The 18,386-nt window shown below is 66.7% G+C and carries 22 protein-coding genes and 1 pseudogene; 11 read left to right on the top strand and 12 right to left on the bottom strand.

Features of this window, described 5'->3' with window-relative positions; all coding sequences use genetic code 11:
• The first annotated feature begins 7 nt into the window (after positions 1–7).
• Both AC1DS0_RS03560 and AC1DS0_RS03555 read left to right on the top strand, forming a co-directional pair.
• Positions 8–799, top strand: a complete 792-nt coding sequence (locus AC1DS0_RS03560) for a tetratricopeptide repeat protein (protein WP_476813082.1) — start codon at positions 8–10, stop codon at positions 797–799.
• Between the two features lie 58 nt (positions 800–857).
• Positions 858–1,226 (top strand): hypothetical protein, encoded by a 369-nt coding sequence (locus tag AC1DS0_RS03555; protein WP_476812992.1) that lies wholly within the window; start codon positions 858–860, stop codon positions 1,224–1,226.
• 23 nt (positions 1,227–1,249) lie between these two features.
• On the opposite strand, the gene AC1DS0_RS03550 is transcribed toward AC1DS0_RS03555, so the two are convergent.
• The 3 genes from AC1DS0_RS03550 to AC1DS0_RS03540 form a co-directional block, all read right to left on the bottom strand.
• Complete coding sequence (locus tag AC1DS0_RS03550) at positions 1,250–1,540, bottom strand: putative quinol monooxygenase (RefSeq protein WP_476812991.1); 291 nt, start codon at positions 1,538–1,540, stop codon at positions 1,250–1,252.
• 2 nt (positions 1,541–1,542) lie between these two features.
• Positions 1,543–2,322: an exodeoxyribonuclease III gene (gene xth, locus AC1DS0_RS03545; protein WP_476812990.1), complete on the bottom strand. Its 780-nt coding sequence runs from the start codon at positions 2,320–2,322 to the stop codon at positions 1,543–1,545.
• A 130-nt stretch (positions 2,323–2,452) separates the two neighbouring features.
• On the bottom strand, positions 2,453–2,893 hold the full coding sequence (locus AC1DS0_RS03540; protein WP_476812989.1) for a BA14K family protein: 441 nt from the start codon (positions 2,891–2,893) through the stop codon (positions 2,453–2,455).
• Positions 2,894–3,101: 208 nt separating this feature from the next.
• Here AC1DS0_RS03540 and AC1DS0_RS03535 point away from each other — a divergent pair, with 208 nt between their 5' ends.
• Entirely contained in the window at positions 3,102–3,674 is a 573-nt protein-coding gene (locus AC1DS0_RS03535; protein ID WP_476812988.1) for a TIGR00645 family protein, read from the top strand.
• A gap of 3 nt (positions 3,675–3,677) precedes the next feature.
• Here AC1DS0_RS03535 and AC1DS0_RS03530 read toward each other — a convergent pair whose 3' ends face one another.
• The 4 genes from AC1DS0_RS03530 to AC1DS0_RS03515 all read right to left on the bottom strand — a co-directional run bounded on the left by AC1DS0_RS03530 (position 3,678) and on the right by AC1DS0_RS03515 (position 7,031).
• A complete protein-coding gene (locus AC1DS0_RS03530; RefSeq protein WP_476812987.1) occupies positions 3,678–4,286 on the bottom strand; it encodes an HAD-IA family hydrolase in 609 nt (202 codons plus the stop codon).
• Positions 4,287–4,288: 2 nt separating this feature from the next.
• Positions 4,289–5,794 carry a helicase HerA domain-containing protein gene (locus AC1DS0_RS03525; protein WP_476812986.1) on the bottom strand — a complete coding sequence of 502 codons (1,506 nt, stop codon included), beginning with the start codon at positions 5,792–5,794 and terminating at the stop codon, positions 4,289–4,291.
• A 126-nt stretch (positions 5,795–5,920) separates the two neighbouring features.
• Positions 5,921–6,295 carry an Atu4866 domain-containing protein gene (locus tag AC1DS0_RS03520; protein ID WP_476812985.1) on the bottom strand — a complete coding sequence of 125 codons (375 nt, stop codon included), beginning with the start codon at positions 6,293–6,295 and terminating at the stop codon, positions 5,921–5,923.
• Positions 6,296–6,305: 10 nt separating this feature from the next.
• Positions 6,306–7,031, bottom strand: a complete 726-nt coding sequence (locus tag AC1DS0_RS03515) for an SDR family oxidoreductase (RefSeq protein ID WP_476812984.1) — start codon at positions 7,029–7,031, stop codon at positions 6,306–6,308.
• Between the two features lie 119 nt (positions 7,032–7,150).
• On the opposite strand from AC1DS0_RS03515, the gene AC1DS0_RS03510 reads away from it, so the two are divergent.
• Together AC1DS0_RS03510 and AC1DS0_RS03505 are read left to right on the top strand one after the other, a co-directional pair.
• On the top strand, positions 7,151–8,086 hold the full coding sequence (locus AC1DS0_RS03510; protein ID WP_476812983.1) for a LysR substrate-binding domain-containing protein: 936 nt from the start codon (positions 7,151–7,153) through the stop codon (positions 8,084–8,086).
• Between the two features lie 138 nt (positions 8,087–8,224).
• Positions 8,225–8,938: a DNA helicase gene (locus AC1DS0_RS03505; RefSeq protein ID WP_476812982.1), complete on the top strand. Its 714-nt coding sequence runs from the start codon at positions 8,225–8,227 to the stop codon at positions 8,936–8,938.
• A 64-nt stretch (positions 8,939–9,002) separates the two neighbouring features.
• Here AC1DS0_RS03505 and AC1DS0_RS03500 read toward each other — a convergent pair whose 3' ends face one another.
• Positions 9,003–9,284, bottom strand: a complete 282-nt coding sequence (locus AC1DS0_RS03500; RefSeq protein ID WP_476812981.1) for a YARHG domain-containing protein — start codon at positions 9,282–9,284, stop codon at positions 9,003–9,005.
• A 330-nt stretch (positions 9,285–9,614) separates the two neighbouring features.
• Here AC1DS0_RS03500 and AC1DS0_RS03495 point away from each other — a divergent pair, with 330 nt between their 5' ends.
• Positions 9,615–10,397, top strand: coding sequence for a DsbA family protein (locus AC1DS0_RS03495; RefSeq protein ID WP_152013963.1), 783 nt, complete (start codon positions 9,615–9,617; stop codon positions 10,395–10,397).
• 94 nt (positions 10,398–10,491) lie between these two features.
• Here the strand turns inward: AC1DS0_RS03495 and AC1DS0_RS03490 are convergent, their stop codons facing one another.
• Positions 10,492–11,463: a GlxA family transcriptional regulator gene (locus tag AC1DS0_RS03490; protein WP_476812980.1), complete on the bottom strand. Its 972-nt coding sequence runs from the start codon at positions 11,461–11,463 to the stop codon at positions 10,492–10,494.
• Positions 11,464–11,583: 120 nt separating this feature from the next.
• Here AC1DS0_RS03490 and AC1DS0_RS03485 point away from each other — a divergent pair, with 120 nt between their 5' ends.
• The 4 genes from AC1DS0_RS03485 (at position 11,584) to aat (ending at position 15,081) form a co-directional block, all read left to right on the top strand.
• Positions 11,584–12,192 (top strand): cysteine hydrolase family protein, encoded by a 609-nt coding sequence (locus AC1DS0_RS03485; RefSeq protein ID WP_476812979.1) that lies wholly within the window; start codon positions 11,584–11,586, stop codon positions 12,190–12,192.
• Positions 12,193–12,383: 191 nt separating this feature from the next.
• Positions 12,384–12,845 (top strand): acetyl-CoA carboxylase biotin carboxyl carrier protein, encoded by a 462-nt coding sequence (gene accB / locus AC1DS0_RS03480; RefSeq protein WP_476812978.1) that lies wholly within the window; start codon positions 12,384–12,386, stop codon positions 12,843–12,845.
• A gap of 29 nt (positions 12,846–12,874) precedes the next feature.
• Positions 12,875–14,239: an acetyl-CoA carboxylase biotin carboxylase subunit gene (gene accC / locus AC1DS0_RS03475; RefSeq protein ID WP_476812977.1), complete on the top strand. Its 1,365-nt coding sequence runs from the start codon at positions 12,875–12,877 to the stop codon at positions 14,237–14,239.
• A 164-nt stretch (positions 14,240–14,403) separates the two neighbouring features.
• On the top strand, positions 14,404–15,081 hold the full coding sequence (gene aat / locus AC1DS0_RS03470) for a leucyl/phenylalanyl-tRNA--protein transferase (protein WP_476812976.1): 678 nt from the start codon (positions 14,404–14,406) through the stop codon (positions 15,079–15,081).
• 7 nt (positions 15,082–15,088) lie between these two features.
• Here aat and AC1DS0_RS03465 read toward each other — a convergent pair.
• Both AC1DS0_RS03465 and AC1DS0_RS03460 read right to left on the bottom strand, forming a co-directional pair.
• A pseudogene (locus AC1DS0_RS03465) lies at positions 15,089–15,463 on the bottom strand (VOC family protein).
• Positions 15,464–15,465: 2 nt separating this feature from the next.
• Positions 15,466–16,071 carry a DUF2155 domain-containing protein gene (locus AC1DS0_RS03460; protein ID WP_091828605.1) on the bottom strand — a complete coding sequence of 202 codons (606 nt, stop codon included), beginning with the start codon at positions 16,069–16,071 and terminating at the stop codon, positions 15,466–15,468.
• 258 nt (positions 16,072–16,329) lie between these two features.
• Between AC1DS0_RS03460 and AC1DS0_RS03455 the strand changes: the two genes are divergently transcribed.
• Positions 16,330–17,676: an Nramp family divalent metal transporter gene (locus tag AC1DS0_RS03455; RefSeq protein WP_476812975.1), complete on the top strand. Its 1,347-nt coding sequence runs from the start codon at positions 16,330–16,332 to the stop codon at positions 17,674–17,676.
• Between the two features lie 94 nt (positions 17,677–17,770).
• On the opposite strand, the gene AC1DS0_RS03450 is transcribed toward AC1DS0_RS03455, so the two are convergent.
• Positions 17,771–18,355: a CGNR zinc finger domain-containing protein gene (locus tag AC1DS0_RS03450; RefSeq protein WP_476812974.1), complete on the bottom strand. Its 585-nt coding sequence runs from the start codon at positions 18,353–18,355 to the stop codon at positions 17,771–17,773.
• Positions 18,356–18,386 lie beyond the last annotated feature (31 nt).

The following is an 18,386-nucleotide window of genomic DNA, read 5'->3' as shown; positions in this document are numbered from 1 at the left end:
TGCGCCCGTGCCGCTCGCTCCCGGCCGCGGCGCGATCGCGCCGGCACCGAGCGGGCCTGCCGCCCATACCGCCTTGCCGATCGCTCCGTTCAGCAGCGCCCGCGACGCGCTGAAGGCCTGGATGCGCGATTCGACCGCCGGTGATCAGGCCGGTGCGGTCAAGGCGCTCGAATACGCGGCTGCGCAGGGCCATCTCGCCGCGCAGTTCAAGCTCGGCCGGGTCTATGCCAGCGGCGATGGCGTTCCGACCAATGATCTCAAGGCGTTCGAGTATTTCTCGAAGATCGCGGACGAGAATGCCGACGAGATTCCCGGCACCTCGGATGGGCGCATCGTCGCGGCCGCCTTCGTCGCGCTTGGCGGCTATTTCCTCGACGGGGTCAAGGGCACCTATGTGAAGCCCAACCCCGACCGCGCCTTCGACATGTTCCACTACGCCGCCTCCTATTTCGGCGACCCGGACGGCCAGTACAATCTTGCCCGGCTCTATCTCAACGGCACCGGCGTGTCGCGCGATCCGCGCCAGGCGGCGCGCTGGATGAAGCTCGCGGCCGAGAAGGGTCATGCCCCGGCGCGTGCCGTCTTCGGCGACATGCTGCTGCGCGGTGGCGACGGCGTGCCACGCCACCCGATCATGGGCCTGATGTGGCTGGCGCTGGCCCGCGAGGGCGCCGACACCGCTCGCGAGGGCTGGATCGTCGAGCGCTATGACGCCGCCTTCGCCAATGCGAGCGCGGGCGACCGGACGGCCGCGCTGGCCCTGGTCGAGCGCCAGCACATCCGCGCCGAGCGGCGCTGACTGCATCCAAGGTCTGCAGGCCAAAGTAGCCGAGGTATCTAACTTCGGAGCTTCTACCATGCGCCACGCCGCACGCCTCAGCTTCATCGCCGCCTTCGCGGCGCTTGTCATTCATGGCGCGGGGGCGCAGGAGCGCTTCGAGGACTGGCCCGTGTTGACGAATCCGTTCCCGAGCACGGGTGGCGGCGGCATCATGATCCATGACTACGACCCGGTCGTCGCCGGCGGCAAATGCACGACGAAGTTCCGCGCCGTCGAGCCTGATGGCACGACCTATCACAACCTGATCGAGTTCGAGGCGGTGGAGAGCCAGGGCGGCGTGCTTTGCATGAACGGCAAATGGCGTTCTGCCGATGGCAGTGCCAGCGGCACGACGCCGTTCCGGGTGTTCGTCAAAGACGGCGTCAGGCGGGGCTCACCTCAGTAACCGCCGCGACCGCGGCCAACTGCCTACACCTCGAACGCGTCCATCAGTGTGACGATGCAATCCTGCCTCTGATGCCGGTTGATCAGCGGCACCAGTTGGGTGAAGTGCTCGCTCCGGCAATGCGCGTCGAGCGCCGCCTGGTCCGGCCACTGCTCGACGAAGACGAAATGGCCGGGGTCCTTCCGGTCGATGAAGAGATCATAGGCGAGGCAGAGCGGCTCGGCCCGCGTTTTTTCGACGAGTTCCCGGTAGAGCGGCTTCACCAACTCGACGCTTTCGAGCCTGATGAAGTCCTGGGCGATGACCTTCAGCATGCTCAGTTGAGCTCGATCAGCACCGGGACATGGTCCGAGGCCTTGTCCCAGCCGCGGACATGCTTGGCGATCGAGACGGCGCTGAGCCTGTCGGCCGCCTGCGGCGAGAGCAGGAGGTGGTCGATGCGGATGCCGTTGTTCCGCTGCCAGGCGCCGGCCTGATAATCCCAGAAGGTGTAGAGGCCGGGTGCGTCGGTCGTGGCGCGCAGCGCCTCGGTGAAGCCGAGACTCTGCAGCTTGCGGAAGGCGGTGCGGGTCGGCGGCAGGAACAGCGCGTCGCCGGTCCAGGCGGCGGGATCGCGGGCGTCGCGCGGCTCGGGGATGACGTTGTAATCCCCGGCGAGGACGAGCGGTTCCTCATGGGCCAGCAGGCCCTTGGCATGCACCGCCAGCCGCTCCATCCAGGCGAGCTTGTAGGGGTATTTCTCGGTGTTCGGCGGATTGCCGTTGGGCAGGTAGATCGAGGCGAGGCGCACCACGCCGTCGCCATGTGGCAGCACACCTTCGAGATAGCGCGCCTGCTCGTCGCTCTCATTGCCCGGCAGGCCGCGCCGGACATCCTCGAGCGCACTGCGCGAGATGATGGCGACGCCGTTGAAGCCCTTCTGGCCGTGGGTCGTGACCTGCCAGCCGGCTTCCTCGATCTCGGCGCGCGGGAAATCGGCGTCGACGCATTTCAGCTCCTGCAGGCAGAGCGCGTCGGGCTCGGCTTCCTTCAGGAAGGCGAGGACATGGGTCAGCCGCTGGCGGATCGAATTGACGTTCCAGGTGGCGATGCGCACGGGGCCGGCTCCGATTCAGACGAGCGGAGACTAAGAGCCGGCCAAGCCGTCAATGCAAGTCAGCAGCGGTCATAAAAAACCTCCCGGTCAGGACCGGGAGGTTCTGATCGTTCAGCGTATCGGCCGTGCCTTACGGGCAGGCGCGAACCACGCCGCCGCTACCGATATAGGTGCCGGTCTCGGGGTCGTAGCTGCGGAAGCGGCGCGAGCAATAGGCGATCGCATCGCCATCCGGCGCGGCGTAGACCGGGCCACGATAGACCGGGACAGGCTCGGCATAGACCGGGCCGGGGGCGAGGAGGGCGCCGGCGGCAAGAGCGCCAAGAGCACCTGCAGCAATGCCGGCGCCGACGGCAGCACCGCGGTTATAGCGATAGCCTCGTCCATAATAGCCGCCGCGATAGCCATAGCGCGGCCCGTAATAGCGGCGGTACTGCACCTGCTCGACGAGGCTGGTCGAGCCGACGGTCGCAACGCTTGCCTGGGCCGGCGCGAGCGGAGCGGCGGCGGCCGGCGTCGCGAAGGCAAAACCGCCGGCAAGGGCGGCGGCGATCATCGTCGTCCTGATCATCTCGAACTCCTTGTACCTCCCGGATGGGAGGATTTCCGCGCGAACCTACCGGCATCGCCCGGACACTGTCACCTCAGCGTTAGGACTAGACGCAAAACGCGACCAAATTTCAACGACTTCCGACAGCTTTCGGCGCTTTTCGGCTTGCGCGTCGCCGCATCAGGCCCCATTTCGCGTTTCCGCTTTGCATAATTGATCCGGGAGACCCATGTCGCACTCCGCCGAACCCGCCGACCTTTCCGCCAAAGGGCCATTGCGGCCGCTGCCGATGGTGATCTTCGCCTCGCGCTGGCTGCAGGTGCCGCTCTATCTCGGGCTGATCGTGGCGCAGTGCGTCTACGTCTTCCTGTTCCTCAAGGAGCTCTGGCATCTCGTCACCCACGCCTTCGACTTCAGCGAGCAGCAGATCATGCTGGTCGTGCTCGGCCTGATCGACGTGGTGATGATCTCCAACCTGCTGATCATGGTGATCGTCGGCGGCTACGAGACCTTCGTCTCGCGCCTGCGGCTGCAGAACCATCCGGACCAGCCGGAATGGCTCAGTCACGTCAATGCCTCGATCCTCAAGATCAAGCTCGCCATGGCGATCATCGGCATCTCGTCGATCCACCTGCTGCGGACCTTCATCGAGGCCGGCAATATCGGCGGGCCGACGGCGACGAACTACACCACCACGGGCGTGCTGCTGCAGACGCTGATCCACACCATCTTCATCTTCTCGGCGCTGGGCATCGCCTGGGTCGACCGGATGACGCTCAGCGGCACCAGCAAGGGGCATTGAGGGCTACGAATTAGCCTCGGCCACGATATCACTCAGGCGACGTGGGGCCGCCCAGTGGGCGGCCCGCCAGCCGGCCTGCAGCGCGGCGTGAACGTTCTCCATGGTATCGTCGATCAGGAGAAGCGCTTCGGGAGGCTCGCCCAGATCGCTTTCGATGTGGCGGTAGAAGGCGGAATCCGGCTTTCGGGCGCCGATCGCTGCCGAATAGTAGAAGTGGTCGACATGGCCTGCGAGGCCGAGCCGCTCCGAAAGATGGCGTGCGCGCAGATGCTCCTGATTGCTCGCCAATGCGACGATCAGGCCGTCGCGACGCAACGCCGCGACATCCTGCAGCACGGCCTCCTCCAGCCGTGCGTCGTGCGCGAACCAGTACTCCAAAAGAGCCTCGCTGCTCACTGAAGGAGCGATCTCGGCTATGACCGGCGCAAGCGCTTCGCGCAGTTCGGCGCGACCCGTGACGATGTCCGTCCAGTAGCGGGCGAAGAACCGCCGCTGAAGCAGCTCGGGCGCGATGCCGAGATCGCGCTCGAGATCATGGCTCCAGTGCAACCCATCCGCCGGCCGCCCGGTGACCAGCACGCCATCGACATCGACGAGGACGGCGCGGATCACGTCTAGCCCCGCGCCCGCCTCGGCGGCAGGCCCTTGACCAGCGGTGAGGCAAGGCCCGGCGCGGTCTCGACGCCGAGCGCGGGCAGGGCCAGCGTACGCTGGCCGCGGAAGTCGACATGGCAGACGAGGAGGCCGCGCTCCTCGATATAGCCGATCAGGCGGCGCGCCCGGCTTGGCGAATGGCTGCCATAGGCTTCGGCCAGCTCGGCGTCCGACGGGCAGGGCGCGCCTTCGATGGCGCTGCGGGCGATGAACAGGAAGAGCCCGTGCAGGTCTTCCGGCAAGGTCTCGGCCGCGGTCAGCGCCTTTTCCCAGGCATCGGAGGACAGGACCTCCTCGCTCGCCCCGGCGCGGGCGACCGCGAGCCGCTTGCGGAAGGCATCCAGGCTCGTCTCCGGCCCGCTGACGCGGCGCATCCGGCAGCGAACGGTAAAATCCTGATAGAGCACGGCGACCGGCCGGTCGCGCGCCTCGGGATCGTCGAGCAATTCGTTCAGGATCTCGACCAGAGCGGCGGCGCGCTCGGCCGGATCCATCTCGATCTCGGGCTCGGGCGGCGGCACCGGCTGGTGCGTCTCGATCCGGCGGATGATCTCGGGCGCCACTGCCGGACGCGGGCGCGGCTGCTTCGGCCAGGGCGCCGGCGCGACCTCGTCCTCACTGGGCGTGAAGATCAGCTTGCTGGCGTCTTCCGGCGCCTGGTCGGGCAAAGGCAGCAGGCCAGGCGCGCCGCCGCGATCGACCGAGGCGACCGGGCCGATCCGGACCGGCAGCGGCTTCTTCGACAGAGCGGGGCCGAGCGCGACGAACTGGCCGCGTTCGAGATCGCGGAACATCTCGGCCTGGCGCCGGTCCATGCCGAGCAGGTCGGCGGCGCGCTGCATGTCGATGTCGAGGAAGGTGCGGCCCATCAGGAAGTTGGAAGCCTCGGCCGCGACGTTCTTGGCGAGCTTGGCGAGGCGCTGCGTCGCGATCACGCCGGCAAGGCCGCGCTTGCGGCCGCGGCACATCAGGTTGGTCATCGCCCCGAGCGAGAGGCGCCGCGCCTCGTCGGAGGCCTCGCCCGCCATCACCGGCGCGAAGAGCTGGGCTTCGTCGACCACGACCAGCATCGGATACCAGTGGGCGCGGTCGATATCGAAAAGCCCGCCGAGGAAGGCGGCGGTGGCGCGCAATTGCTCGTCGGCGTCGAGCTCCTCGAGGTTGAGCACCACCGAGACGCGATGCTGGCGCACGCGCAGCGCGATCTTCTGCAGTTCGACCGGGCTTGCGGTGCCATCGACCACGACATGGCCGAACTGGTCGGCCAGCGAGACGAAGTCGCCCTCGGGGTCGACGATGGCCTGCTGCACCAGCGGCGCGCTCTGCTCCAGCAGGCGGCGCAGCAGATGCGACTTGCCCGAGCCGGAATTGCCCTGGACCAGCAGGCGCGTTGCCAGCAATTCGGCAAGGTCGAGCTCGGCGGGCTCGCCGCCGCGCGTCGACCCCATGTCGATGCCAGTCTTCATGCCGGAATCCAGGCCGCTCCTTGCCATGGCGGGAAACGCAAGGCGGCGCTTCTAGCATGCCCGCGGGCAAGTAAGGCAAGGCCCTGCCGGCATTCCACAGCTTTGCGCGGCGGGCACCGGTCTCGGTCAGGGCCGCCGTCGCAGGATCATCCCGCCATGATGCAGCGTATCGGCGTCGACGAAGGTGCCGTCGGCGGTGAAACCGGTGTCGTCCCAGTATTCGATATAGCTGCCGGCGACCTTGTAGCGGCCGCGGTAGGCGCTCTCGCGACTGCCGCGCGCTTCGTCATAGCGGCCGTTCGGCAGCAGCTCGTGACGGACCTGGCCGTCGGCTGTGACCCACATGCCGACATAAGGGTGGGGCTGCGTGGTTTCGGCAGCTGCTGCCTGGGCGATCGTCATGCGGGTGGATCCTTGGGAGCCTGCGGTAAGGGAGATGGCTATGAGGCAGAGGCAGGCCGCTGCCGTCAGCCGGCGGTTCGGGATGAGGACGCCGTTCATGGCGGTCTCCTCAGCGAGTGGCGGTGGGGCGGACGACGATCTCGTTGACGTCGACATCCTCGGGCTGCTCGATCGCGAAGCGCACGGCGCGACCGATCGCATCAGGCTGGAGTGCGATGGCGCGATAGCTCCGCATCAGCTCGGCCGCGGCCGGGTCGGTGATCGTGCCTGCGAGCTCGCTCTCGACCACGCCGGGATGGATGCAGGTGACGCGCAGCTCAGAGTGCTCCTGGCGTAGGCCATCCGAGATCGCCCGCACGGCGTATTTCGTTGCGCAGTAGACGGCCGCCGTCGGCGACACCGCGAGGGCGCCGATCGAGGCGATGTTGACGATCTGGCCGGAGCCGCGCGCCAGCATCTGCGGCAGCACCGCGGCGATGCCGTAGAGCACGCCCTTGATGTTGACGTCGATCATCTGGTCCCACTCGTCGACCTTGAGAGAGGCCATCGGCGAGAGCGGCATGACGCCGGCATTGTTGACGATGACGTCGACGTGGCCGAAGGCCTCGTGCGCCGCCTCGGCGAAGGCTGCGACATCGGCGCGGTCGGTGACGTCGAGCCGGCGGGTGCGCACGTTGCCGCCTTTCGCGTTGAGTTCCTCGGCGAGCGCATCGAGGCGCTCGGTACGCCTTGCGCCGAGCATCAGCCTGGCTCCGGCCGCCGCGAGCTCGCGGGCGATGCCGGAGCCGATGCCGCTGGAAGCGCCGGTGATGAGGACGACCTTGTCGATGGCCATGTCTGCTCCGTCTGGTTGTTTCGTCGAACCGCTGTGTTGCGGTTGCCCGAAAGCTAGGAGCAGGCCATTGTCGCGATAAGCCGCTCATTCCTTTCAAGTCTGGAGAGTTTTTCTAACCAATGGAGATGGATCTCAACGCGCTCGCCGTGTTCGCGCTCGTCGCCGAAGAGCGGAGTTTCCGCGGCGCGGCCGACCGCGTCGGCGTGACACGCTCAGCAGTCAGCCAGACGATCAGGAAACTGGAGGAGCGGCTCGGCATTGCGCTGGTGCAGCGCACGACGCGGAGCGTCAGCCTGACCGAGGCAGGCGAACGACTCCTCGCCGATCTCGAACCGGCGCTGTCGGAGCTGCGCGCTGCCGTCGAGGCGACGCGGGATCTGCGCGCCGGTCCACGCGGGCGCCTGCGCCTCGCGGTGTCGTCGATCGCCGAGCGCTTCCTGTCCGGGCCGTTTCTCGCCGGCTTCGCTGCGGCCAACCCGGAGGTCGAGCTCGACATCACCGTGACTGACGAGGAGTTCGACATCGTTGCCGCCGGCTACGATGCCGGCGTCAGGCTTGGCGAGGTCATCGAGCAGGACATGATCGCCGTTTCGATCGGCGGCGAGGAGCGCCAGCTCGCCGTTTGTGCACCGGCCTATCGCGAGCGCTTCGGCATGCTTTCGCATCCGCGCGAGTTGGCAACGCATCGCTGCATTGGCTGGCGACCGGGGCCCAGGCTGCCGCCGTATCGCTGGGAGTTCGCCGAGGACGGCAAGGAGTTCAGCGTCGCCGTCGCGCCGGAGATCACCACAAGCGACATGGCGCTGATGATCAAGCTCGCGGTCGCGGGCGCCGGCATCACCTTCGGCATGGAGGAGAGTTTTCGGCCCGCGATGGCGCGTGGCGAGTTGATGCCGCTGCTGGAGGAGTTCTGCCCGTATTTCGCAGGCTTCTATCTTTACTACCCCAGCCGCCGCGCCATGGCGCCGAAGCTGCGCGCCCTGGTGGACCATCTGCGTGGCTTCGATTGGGACAGGCGCAAGGCGACGACCAGAACGGGATCGGCTATGATCTGATTCTAGGCGCTGCCCGCGCCTCCACCCTCCATCAGGGAAGCACGCTGCCGTGCAGGGTATCTCCACCATCGAACCGACTGTTCGAGCGCTGCGCATAAGGAGGGGTTGCGGATTTAGCTCGCATCAGGAGGTCCATCGATGAAGCTTTCCGCACCCGTCTATCGCCTGAAGCGCAAGGCCAAGGAATTGGCGCGCAAGGACGACATTCCGCTCCATCTCGCGCTCGACCGCGTCGCCATCGGCGAAGGTTTCGGCGGCTGGAGCCTGCTCGCCGCCAGATCGGCCGAAACCCTACCCGCCGAGGGGCTGCTGGTTCGCCTGGAGCCGGGAGATCTGCTGCTGATCGGCGCGCGGCCTGGGCATGGCAAGACGCTGCTCAGCCTCCAGCTCGCGGTCGAGACGATGAAGGCCGGCCGCCGCGCGGTCTTCTTCACGCTGGAATATACGGCCAGGGATGTGCTTGGCCGCTTTCGGACGCTCGGCGTCGATCCCGCGCAATTCGAGGCGCTGTTCTCCTTCAACGATTCGGAGGCGATCAGCGCCGACCACATCATGCGGGCACTGGCAGAGGCGCCGCGCGGCACGCTGGCGATCGTCGACTATCTGCAACTGCTCGACCAGAAGCATGGCAATCCCGAGTTGGGCGTCCAGATCTGCGCTCTCAAGGCCTTTGCGGAGACGACGGGCGTGATCCTGGCCTTCATCTCGCAGATCGACCGTTCCTACGATCCCGCGCTGAAGCCCTGCCCGGACCTGAGCGATATCCGCCTGCCGAACCCGCTCGACCTCTCGCTGTTCAGCAAGAGCTGTTTCCTGAACGAGGGCGAGGTGCGTTTCCAGGCCGCGAGCTAGCGGCCTTGAAATAGTCCGTCATTCCGGTGCTGCGGCCGGAATGACGGTGAATGACAATCGTCGTTCAGCGCGGGCAGCGGCTCGTGCGCTCGGCGCGCTGGATGTCGGCGATGACGCGCCGCTGGGTCGCCGAGAGCGGCACGTCCTCGACATTGTCATACTGGCAGCCGGCATTGCCGAAGGCGCTGATGCCGCGCTGGGTGCGGAAGCAGTAGCCCTGCGCCTTGTAGATCTCGTTGCGCTGGTACCAGAGGTCCTCGCAGCTCTGGGCCGCTGCGGGAGTCGCAGTCGCGAAGAACGGCAGGGCGATGCCGAGAGCGAGGACGGGGATGAGCAGCTTCGACATGACGACCTCTTGCGGTGCGAACGTTATGTTGTCGCCCTTTGCGGACGCGACAAGTCTTTTCGCTCGCTGCCATGGCAGGATCACGATCTTGTTGCAGGAGGGCGCGATCGCCCCGCTGGCAAAGCTGTGAATTGACGCAGCCTCGCCCGCGGAGGACAAGAATTGAGGGATTTTTCAGCCTTTCGCCTCCTACATCGAGGCGAGCCGGGCGCCGGCCAAATTGCCGCAGGGATCGCCTGCGGCACTGCGCGCGGGTGCCGTCATCGGGTATGTTCCTCCCGACAAACAATGATAGTGCGCGCGAATCGCGCCCTGGAAAGGACCGTCGCCATGATCTTCTCTTCGCTGCGCCGTCTGGCGCTCGCCGGCATCGCCGCCTGTGCGCTTGGCGTTGCCGTCGCGCCGGCTCAGGCCCAGTCGCTCTCGGCCGAGCAACGCAGCGCCGTGGTCGAGCTGATCAAGGAGACGCTGCTGAAGAATCCGGAGCTGATCCAGGAGGCGCTGGTCGAGCTGGAGAAGCGCAACCAGGTCGCGCAGGTCGAGGCGCAGCGCAATGCGCTCTCGGCCGAGAAGGCGAGCCTGACCGACCCCGCGACCTCAGTGATCGCCGGCAACCCGCAGGGTGACGTCACTCTCGTCGAGTTCATGGATTACAATTGCGGCTTCTGCAAAAGGGCGATGGAAGACGTCCGCGTCCTCGCCAAGGACGATCCCAAGCTCAAGGTCGTGATCAAGGACTTCCCGATCCTCGGCCCTGACTCGGTCGAGGCCAGCCGCGTCGCTATCGCCGTGAAGAACCAGCTCCAGGGCCAGAAATACTGGGATTTCCATCTCAAGCTGATGGCGACCAAGGGCCGGATCAACGGTGCCAAGGCGCTGGAGATCGCCAAGGAAGCCGGCGCCGACATCGAGCGCGTCAAGAAGGAGATCGATGCTCCGGCGACGCGCGCCGTGATCGAGCAGACGGTCGCGCTCGGCGATCGGCTCGGCCTCACCGGCACACCGGCCTTCATCATCGGCGACGAGGTGGTGTTCGGCGCGGTCGGCCAGGCGGCGCTGAAGCAGAAGATCGAAGCCGTCCGCAAATGCGGCAAGGCGACCTGCAGCGGCTGAGACCGCGAACAGCGATCGCCGGACGTAACGAGGGCAATCCAGCGGTCACGCCGGGTTGCCCTTTTTGTTTGGTGAGATCGGAGGCGTTGCGGACCTAGGCCGCGTTCTTCCTGAATTGCCGGCGATAGCTGGCCGGYGAGATCGAAAAAGCCCGGGTGAAATGCTGCCGGAGCGAGACGGCCGAGCCGAAGCCGGCCATCTCGGCGATCTGCTCGATCGAGCAGTCGCCGGTTTCGAGCCGCCGCTGCGCCTCGGCGAGGCGGTGGTTCAGCAGCCATTGCACGACGGTCACGCCCGTCTTCTGCTTGAAGCGGCGCGTGAAACTGCGCATGCTCATCCCGGCGCGCGCCGCCAGCTGCTCCAGGCCGAGCGGCTGGTTGAGATGCGCGAGCGCCCATTCCAGCGTCGACGAGAGCTGATCGCGATTGCCGAAGGCGGGCAGGGGGGTCTCGATATACTGCGCCTGCCCGCCATGGCGATGTGGCGCGACCACCAGCCGCCGGGCGATGCGATTGGCGATCTCGGCGCCGTGGTCGCGGCGGATCAGGTGCAGGCAGCAATCGATCGCCGCCGCCGTTCCCGCCGAGGTCAGGATATCGCCATCGTCGACATAGAGCGCGTTGCGATCCAGCGCGACGTCCGGATAGGCCCGCTCGAATTCGTCGGCCCAGGCCCAGTGCGTCGACGCGGTGCGGCCCTCCAGTAGCCCCGCCCGCGCCAGGACGAAGGTTCCCAGGCATAGTCCGACGATCCGGGCGCCGCGCGCATGGGCGGTTCGCAGGGCATTCAGCAGAGCGTCGGAAGGCGGGTCGATCGGATCGCGCCAGGCCGGGACGATCACGGTGTCGGCTTCGGCGAGGGCGGAGAGATCATGCTCCACGCCGATCTGGAAGCCGGAGATGGTCGGAATCAGCCCGGCCTTCTCGCCGCAGATCAGCAGGCGGTAGCGCGGCGCCCCCAGCTTCAACAGATCGTCGCCGAAGACGATGCAGGGGATCGAGAGATGGAAGGGGATGACCCCCTCATAGGCGAGGACGGCGACGGTGTGCATGGCAAGGCCGGTCATCAGATGATTTGGCCGGATCCTATCACATATTGTCTTTCGGGCCACTTTCGCACAGCCGGCAATCGGTCAGTCTTGGGCAGCAACCGACACGGCCCAAGAGACATGACGAAGGAGCCAGCCATGACCCAGACCATTCGACAGATGATCGGCGCGAGCGCCCCCGAGGCCCTCGATTCAGCGACGAGCGCCTTGCTGGTGATCGATTTCCAGAAAGAGTATTTCGACGGCGCCATGCCGATCCCGGACGGGGCCAAGGCCCTGGCCAATGCCAGGCGGCTGATCGACAAGGCCGACGGCTCCGGCATCCCGGTCTACCACATCCAACATGTGACGCCGGCCGGTGCGCCGATCTTCGCCGAAGATGGCGAGACTGTCGCCTTTCATCCGCTGGTCACGCCGGCGCCGCACCATGAGACGGTGCGGAAGAGCTCGGTCAGCGTCTTTCCGACCACCGATATCGATACCCGGCTCAAGGCCCGCGGCGTGAAGACCCTGATCGTCAGCGGGTTGATGACCCATGCCTGCGTTGCAGGCGCAACGCGCGACGCAGTCCCGCTCGGCTACGCTGTCATCGTCGCGGCCGATGCCTGCGCCACGCGCGACATCACCGGGCCGGACGGGGTGGCCGTGCCGCATGCCGAATTGCACCGGTCGTCGCTGGTGGCGCTCGCCGACACCTTCGCCGACGTGCTTGATACGGACGCCATTCTGGCGCTGCCCGGCGCCTGAGAAAGGGGACCAGCCCCGTTTCGCCTTGGACGGGGCACCTTTCACCCTTTTCCTGATGCTCGGTTCCGGGTAAAGACGCGCGACATCGCGAGGCTGCCGGCTTGATCCGGCGCCATTCATTCGCATATGCGCATCCTCTTCGGGACCTGCCGTCCCGCCCAATCGAGCTCACGAAGACGGTGAAATCCGCCATGGCGACCAAGAGCCCCATCGATCCCGAACTCGTGCGCGAGATGGCGCAGCTGATCAACGAGACCGATCTGACCGAGATCGAGGTGCAGAAGGGCGACCTGCGCATCCGCGTCGCCCGTACCATCACCGCGACGGTGATGGCGCCGGTCGCGGCTGCGCCGGCCTTCGCGCCTGCGCCTGTGGCGGCCGTCGTTGCCGCTCCGGCCGACGCCAAGGCAGCCGCCCATCCCGGCACGGTCAACTCGCCGATGGTCGGCACCGCCTATCGCCGGCCCTCGCCAGAGGCCAAGCCGTTCATCGAGATCGGCCAGGAGGTTAAGGCCGGTGAGCGCGTGCTGCTCGTCGAGGCCATGAAGACCTTCAACGATATCGTCGCCCCGCGTGCCGGCAAGGTCGTCGCGATTCTCGTCGAGGACGGCCAGCCGGTCGAATACGGCGAGCCCCTGCTGGTGATCGAGTGAGGATTCATCCGGGCGGGAGCGGGCTCAAGATGTTCGACAAGATCCTGATCGCCAATCGCGGCGAGATCGCGCTGCGGGTGCTGCGGGCCGCCAAGGAACTCGGCATCGCGACGGTTGCGGTCCACTCGACCGCCGACGCCAACGCCATGCATGTGCGCCTCGCCGACGAGAGCGTCTGCATCGGCCCGCCGCCGGCGCGCGAGAGCTATCTCAACATCCCCGCCCTGATCGCGGCCTGCGAAATCACCGGCGCCGACGCGGTCCATCCCGGCTACGGCTTCCTGTCCGAGAACGCCCGCTTCGCCGAGATCCTCGAGCGGCACAACATCGCCTTCATCGGCCCCAAGGCCGAGCATATCCGCAGCATGGGCGACAAGATCGAGGCCAAGCGCACCGCCAAGCGTCTCGGCATCCCCTGCGTGCCGGGCTCCGAGGGCGGCGTCGCCGATGACGAGGAGGCGCTGCGCATCATCAGAGAGATCGGCCTGCCCGTCATCATCAAGGCGGCATCCGGCGGCGGCGGCAAGGGCATGAAGGTGGTTCGCAGCGAGGACGAGGTCTCCGTCGCGCTCGCCACGGCCCGCAGCGAAGCCAAGGCCAATTTCGGCGACGATGCCGTCTATATCGAGAAATATCTCGAAAAGCCGCGCCATATCGAAATCCAGGTGCTCGGCGACGGCAAGGGCCGGGCGATCCATCTCGGCGAGCGCGATTGCTCGCTGCAGCGCCGCCACCAGAAGGTCTGGGAGGAGGGGCCGTCCCCGGCTCTCAATGCCGGCGAACGCGACAAGATCGGCAATGTCTGCGCCAAGGCGATGGCCGATATGGGCTATCTCGGCGCCGGCACGATCGAGTTCCTCTACGAGGACGGCGAGTTCTATTTCATCGAGATGAACACGCGCATCCAGGTCGAGCATCCGGTCACCGAGATGATCACCGGTATCGACCTGGTCAACGAGCAGATCCGGATCGCCGCCGGTGCGCCGCTCTCGATCAGCCAGAAGGACGTCGTCATCGAGGGCCATGCCATCGAATGCCGCGTCAATGCCGAGCATCACGCGACCTTCCGGCCCTCGCCGGGCAAGATTGCCTCGTTCCACACGCCGGGCGGTCTCGGCGTGCGCGTCGATTCGGCCGCTTATCAGGGTTATGTCATCCCGCCGCATTACGACTCGCTGGTCGGCAAGCTGATCGTGCACGGCCGCAACCGGGCAGAATGCCTGATGCGCCTGCGCCGTTCGCTCGACGAGTTTGTCGTCGACGGCGTCGATACCACGCTGCCGCTGTTCCGCACGCTGGTGCGCAACCCGGACATCCTGAACGGTGACTACAACATCCACTGGCTGGAGAAATTCCTGGCCAATGGCGGCATGGATCAGCCGGGCGAGGTGTGAGCCTGGCACACACCGTCATGCTCGGGGTTGACCCGAGCATTTCTTGCCGGAAAGGGTTCTGATCGGCGCCTTCTCGTCCTGAGACTCGCGGGTCTGCGCTTCGCTTCGCCCGAGAATGACGGTCAACGTTTGACTCAACCGCCGACCCGCGCTCCCATCGCCGCATGAAGGCCCGTTCCATACCCGCGCGCGCGCCGGCGATCACGCCGGATATCCTGCTGCGTGCCTATGCGGCCGGCGTCTTCCCGATGGCGGAGAGCGCCGACGATCCCGGCCTGTTCTGGGTCGAGCCGGAAATCCGCGGCATCATCCCGCTCGACGCCTTCCATCTGCCGGGTCGGCTGGCGCGCACTGTCCGCTCCGATCGTTTCGAGATCCGGATCGACCACGACTTCGCCCGTGTGATCGCGGCCTGCGCCGAAAGTCGGCCGGACCGGGCCGAGACCTGGATCAATGGCCGCATCCGGGCGCTCTATGGCGAGCTCTTCCATCTCGGCTATGTACACACCGTCGAATGCTGGCGCGAGGACAGGCTGGTCGGCGGGCTCTATGGCCTGTCGCTGGGCGGTGCCTTCTTCGGCGAGAGCATGTTCCACCGCGAGACCGACGCCTCGAAGGTGGCGCTGGTCCATCTCATCGCCCGGCTCCGGCGCGGCGGCTACCGCTTGCTCGATACCCAGTTCCAGACCGCGCATCTCTCCCAGTTCGGCACGCGCGAGGTCCCGCGCGAGGCTTATCGCGAACTGCTCGACACGGCGGTCGCGGCCGATGGCGACTGGTGGGCCTGGCCCGCCGGGCAGGCGGTCACCGGCGGCGAGGCGCTCGCGGAGCTGTCCGGCTGAGAGCCGATCAGGTCGCCTGTCCGCCGCTTGCCATCGGCGAGGGTTCCCAGAGCTCGATCGGATTGCCCTCGGGATCGTGGATGTGGCAGAAGCGGCCGACTTCCGAATCCCATTCTGGTCGGGTCTCGACCGCAATGCCGGCGGCGCGGAGCCATCATCGCATCGAGATCGTCGACGCGGAAATTGACCATCCATTGCTGGTCCGGCCTGCCGAAATAGTCCGTCGTTGCAGCGAAGGGCCGAAGATGGTCGGGCCGGCTTCCTGGCTCCACACCGCCTTGCTCATGTCGGCGATGCCGAGATGAAGCTCGTATCAGGCCGACAGAGCCTGCGGGTCGCGACCGCGGAAGAACAGGCCACCAATGCCGGTGACCCGCGCCATGGTCAGTTGTTGCCTGCCGGGTCGCGGCCCTGGACCGGGTTGGTCGGGAAGAAGCGTTGCGACGGCGTCTGGCGCGGCTGCACCGGCACGCCCTGCGGCGGGGCGACGTCGATGCGCTGGTTCGGCGGCGGCGTCTGCTGGGCGGGACGGGCCGGGCGACGCTGCTCGGGAGTGAGAGGCGGGGGCGCGGTCTCCGGCTCCTTCGGATCGACCACCAGCTCGGTGCCGCCTTTGCAGTCGGTCAGCCAGACATCGTAGATCGCGTGCTCGACGCCATGCAGGCCGGGGCTGGACGCATACATCCAGCCGGTGAAAATCCGCCGGTACTCGTTGTTGAAGGTGACTTCGTCGACCTCGGTGAAGGAGGTCGTCTGCGGTGCTTCGGTCGGCGGGCGGGTCCAGCAGATGCGCGGCGTGATCTGCAGCGCGCCGAACTGCACGGTCTCGTCGATCGCCACCTCGAAGGAGATGATCCGGCCGGTGATCTTGTCGAGCCCGGCGAAGACCGCCGTCGGATTGCGGATGCGGTCGGCCTTGGCGGGGACGGCCAGTGCGAGCGCTGCGCCGGAGACGGCGGCGAGGGCGAGGATCCTGCGGAGCGAAGGCATGCCGGTATGCGATTCTCTTCAAGCGGGCCCGAGCCGCGATGGGGCGCAGTAGCACGGCAATCGCAGCGGAAAAAGGGCGGGAAGGCACTCAAAGCCCAGGCTCGCACCGAAAGCTGCGACGACGCTCCGTCGCCGGTCATGCGTTTCCTTGGGCAGAGCCGGCATCGAGACGCATGTCGAGTAAGGTTTTCGCTCTTGCGAACCGTTTGCAATTCTCTATCCTGCGAATGCATTGCAAGAGCAGGATTTGGATCAAGCATGGACGCTCGGGTCGAGAAGTTGCCCGCAGGCTGGCGCAATGAGCGGGGCGAGGCCTCGTTGGCCGATGTCCATCGCTCGATCGCGGTGCGTAACTCGGGACCAGGCTGGCGCCGTGCCGCCGCCTTCGTCGGGCCGGGCTATCTCGTCGCCGTCGGCTATATGGACCCGGGCAACTGGGCGACCTCGATCGCTGGTGGCTCCAAGTTCGGCTACACGCTGCTCGTCGTCGCGCTGGTCTCCAACATCATGGCGATCGTGCTGCAGTCGCTCTGCGCGCGGCTCGCCATCGCTTCCGGCCGCGATCTCGCCCAGGCCTGCCGCGACGCTTTCCCCAAGCCCGTCGCCTATGCGCTCTGGTTCCTCGCCGAGACCGCGATCATCGCCACCGACATCGCCGAGGTGATCGGCACCGCGATCGGCCTCAACCTGATCTTCGGCATCCCGCTCGAGCTCGGCGTCATCATCACGGCGCTCGACGTCTTCCTGATCCTCTATCTGCAGCGGCTCGGCTTCCGCTGGGTCGAGGCGCTGATCATCACGCTGCTCGGCGTGATCGCGGTCTGTTTCGCCATCCAGATCGCGCTCGCCGATCCCAATTGGGGGCAGGTGATCCGCGGCTTTGCGCCGACCACCGAGATCGTCACCAATCCGGAGATGCTCTATCTGGCGCTCGGCATCCTTGGCGCGACGGTGATGCCGCATAACCTCTATCTGCACTCGGGCATCGTGCAGACGCGCGCCTATGGCGAAACCCTGCCGGAGAAGCGCCAGGCGCTGAAATTCGCCACGATCGATTCGACGGTCGCGCTGATGTTCGCGCTCCTGATCAACGCCTCGATCCTGATCCTGGCAGCGGCGACATTCTACAAGACCGGCCAGACCGAGGTCGCCGAACTCGGCGATGCGCACAAGCTGCTCGGCCCGCTGCTGGGCATGGCGATCGCACCGACCCTGTTCGGCATCGCGCTGCTCTGCTGCGGCATCAACTCGACGGTGACGGCGACGCTCGCCGGCCAGATCGTGATGGAAGGCTTCCTGAAGATCAGGCTGGCGCCCTGGCTGCGCCGGCTGATCACGCGGGGCATCGCCATCATACCGGCGGCGGCGGTGACGATCTGGTACGGCGATTCCGGCACGGCGCGCCTCCTGATCCTGACCCAGGTCGTGCTCTCCCTGCAGCTCTCCTTCGCCGTCTTCCCGCTGGTGATGTTCACCGCCGACAAGGCCAAGATGGGCGAGCTCGTCGCGCCGCGCTGGCTCGTCGCCTTCGCCTATCTGATCGCGGTGGTGATCGCGGCGCTCAACGTCAAGCTGCTGGTCGATTTCGTCGGCGGAGCAGGCTGAGGCACGGCGGCGCGGCCTTTCCGGCTGCGCGGGCTCCAAACTCAAAGCAAGAGCCGGATCCGATCAGGTTGATTCAACCCGATCGGATCCGGCTCTAACGCGTAGCGCGCCTGGCGCGGAAGCGGGCGACCTTGTCGCGGTTGCCGCAGAGGCTCATCGTGCACCAGCGCCGGGTGTTGTTGCGGCCGCGATCGTAGAAGACGAGCGTGCAATGATCGGCAGCGCAGCGCTTCAGCCGCACCGGCTCGGCCTCGCAGACGAAACGGGCGAGATCGAACGCGATCAGTGCGGCGGGCCCGGCGGGATCGAACGCGAATCCGAGCGTTGGTCCATGCTCGCCACGCTGCAGGACATGGTGGCCGTTGAGGCCGGCCAGCCGGCGGTTGACTGACGTCAGAACCGCATCGGACAGCGGTCGGCCTGCCTCAAGCTTCTCAAAGACCGGCCGCAGTTCCGCGCGCAGGGCGCGCAGATCGGCCATTGCCTCGTCTGCATCTCCGGCCGCATCGCCGAGCCCGGCCGCTCTCAGCCAGGCCAATGCCCGCTCGGGACCATCGATCAGCTCCTGGGGGCCGGTTTCGCCGGCCGGCGTGGTGTTGAGCAGATCCAGCCATGTCGCGCCGCCGACGAAGGGAAAGCCGTCGCGGAATTCGCTGGAAGCCTCTGTCGCGGACGCCATTTCGGACCTCGGAGGGACATGTCAGTTTGTA

This window comes from Allobosea sp. P4_H5 (assembly GCF_056400825.1).
This window is presented reverse-complemented; position numbering and strand designations above follow the sequence as displayed.

Bases quoted from the DNA above. Each gene is read 5' to 3' on its own strand.
- AC1DS0_RS03555 (WP_476812992.1), top strand. From the start codon at position 858: ATGCGCCACGCCGCACGCCTCAGCTTCATCGCCGCCTTCGCGGCGCTT.
- AC1DS0_RS03550 (WP_476812991.1), bottom strand. From the start codon at position 1,540: ATGCTGAAGGTCATCGCCCAGGACTTCATCAGGCTCGAAAGCGTCGAG.
- AC1DS0_RS03540 (WP_476812989.1), bottom strand. From the start codon at position 2,893: ATGATCAGGACGACGATGATCGCCGCCGCCCTTGCCGGCGGTTTTGCC.
- AC1DS0_RS03535 (WP_476812988.1), top strand. From the start codon at position 3,102: ATGTCGCACTCCGCCGAACCCGCCGACCTTTCCGCCAAAGGGCCATTG.
- AC1DS0_RS03525 (WP_476812986.1), bottom strand. From the start codon at position 5,794: ATGAAGACTGGCATCGACATGGGGTCGACGCGCGGCGGCGAGCCCGCC.
- AC1DS0_RS03520 (WP_476812985.1), bottom strand. From the start codon at position 6,295: ATGAACGGCGTCCTCATCCCGAACCGCCGGCTGACGGCAGCGGCCTGC.
- AC1DS0_RS03515 (WP_476812984.1), bottom strand. From the start codon at position 7,031: ATGGCCATCGACAAGGTCGTCCTCATCACCGGCGCTTCCAGCGGCATC.
- AC1DS0_RS03510 (WP_476812983.1), top strand. From the start codon at position 7,151: ATGGAGATGGATCTCAACGCGCTCGCCGTGTTCGCGCTCGTCGCCGAA.
- AC1DS0_RS03505 (WP_476812982.1), top strand. From the start codon at position 8,225: ATGAAGCTTTCCGCACCCGTCTATCGCCTGAAGCGCAAGGCCAAGGAA.
- AC1DS0_RS03500 (WP_476812981.1), bottom strand. From the start codon at position 9,284: ATGTCGAAGCTGCTCATCCCCGTCCTCGCTCTCGGCATCGCCCTGCCG.
- AC1DS0_RS03495 (WP_152013963.1), top strand. From the start codon at position 9,615: ATGATCTTCTCTTCGCTGCGCCGTCTGGCGCTCGCCGGCATCGCCGCC.
- AC1DS0_RS03485 (WP_476812979.1), top strand. From the start codon at position 11,584: ATGACCCAGACCATTCGACAGATGATCGGCGCGAGCGCCCCCGAGGCC.
- accB (WP_476812978.1), top strand. From the start codon at position 12,384: ATGGCGACCAAGAGCCCCATCGATCCCGAACTCGTGCGCGAGATGGCG.
- accC (WP_476812977.1), top strand. From the start codon at position 12,875: ATGTTCGACAAGATCCTGATCGCCAATCGCGGCGAGATCGCGCTGCGG.
- aat (WP_476812976.1), top strand. From the start codon at position 14,404: ATGAAGGCCCGTTCCATACCCGCGCGCGCGCCGGCGATCACGCCGGAT.
- AC1DS0_RS03460 (WP_091828605.1), bottom strand. From the start codon at position 16,071: ATGCCTTCGCTCCGCAGGATCCTCGCCCTCGCCGCCGTCTCCGGCGCA.
- AC1DS0_RS03455 (WP_476812975.1), top strand. From the start codon at position 16,330: ATGGACGCTCGGGTCGAGAAGTTGCCCGCAGGCTGGCGCAATGAGCGG.
- AC1DS0_RS03450 (WP_476812974.1), bottom strand. From the start codon at position 18,355: ATGGCGTCCGCGACAGAGGCTTCCAGCGAATTCCGCGACGGCTTTCCC.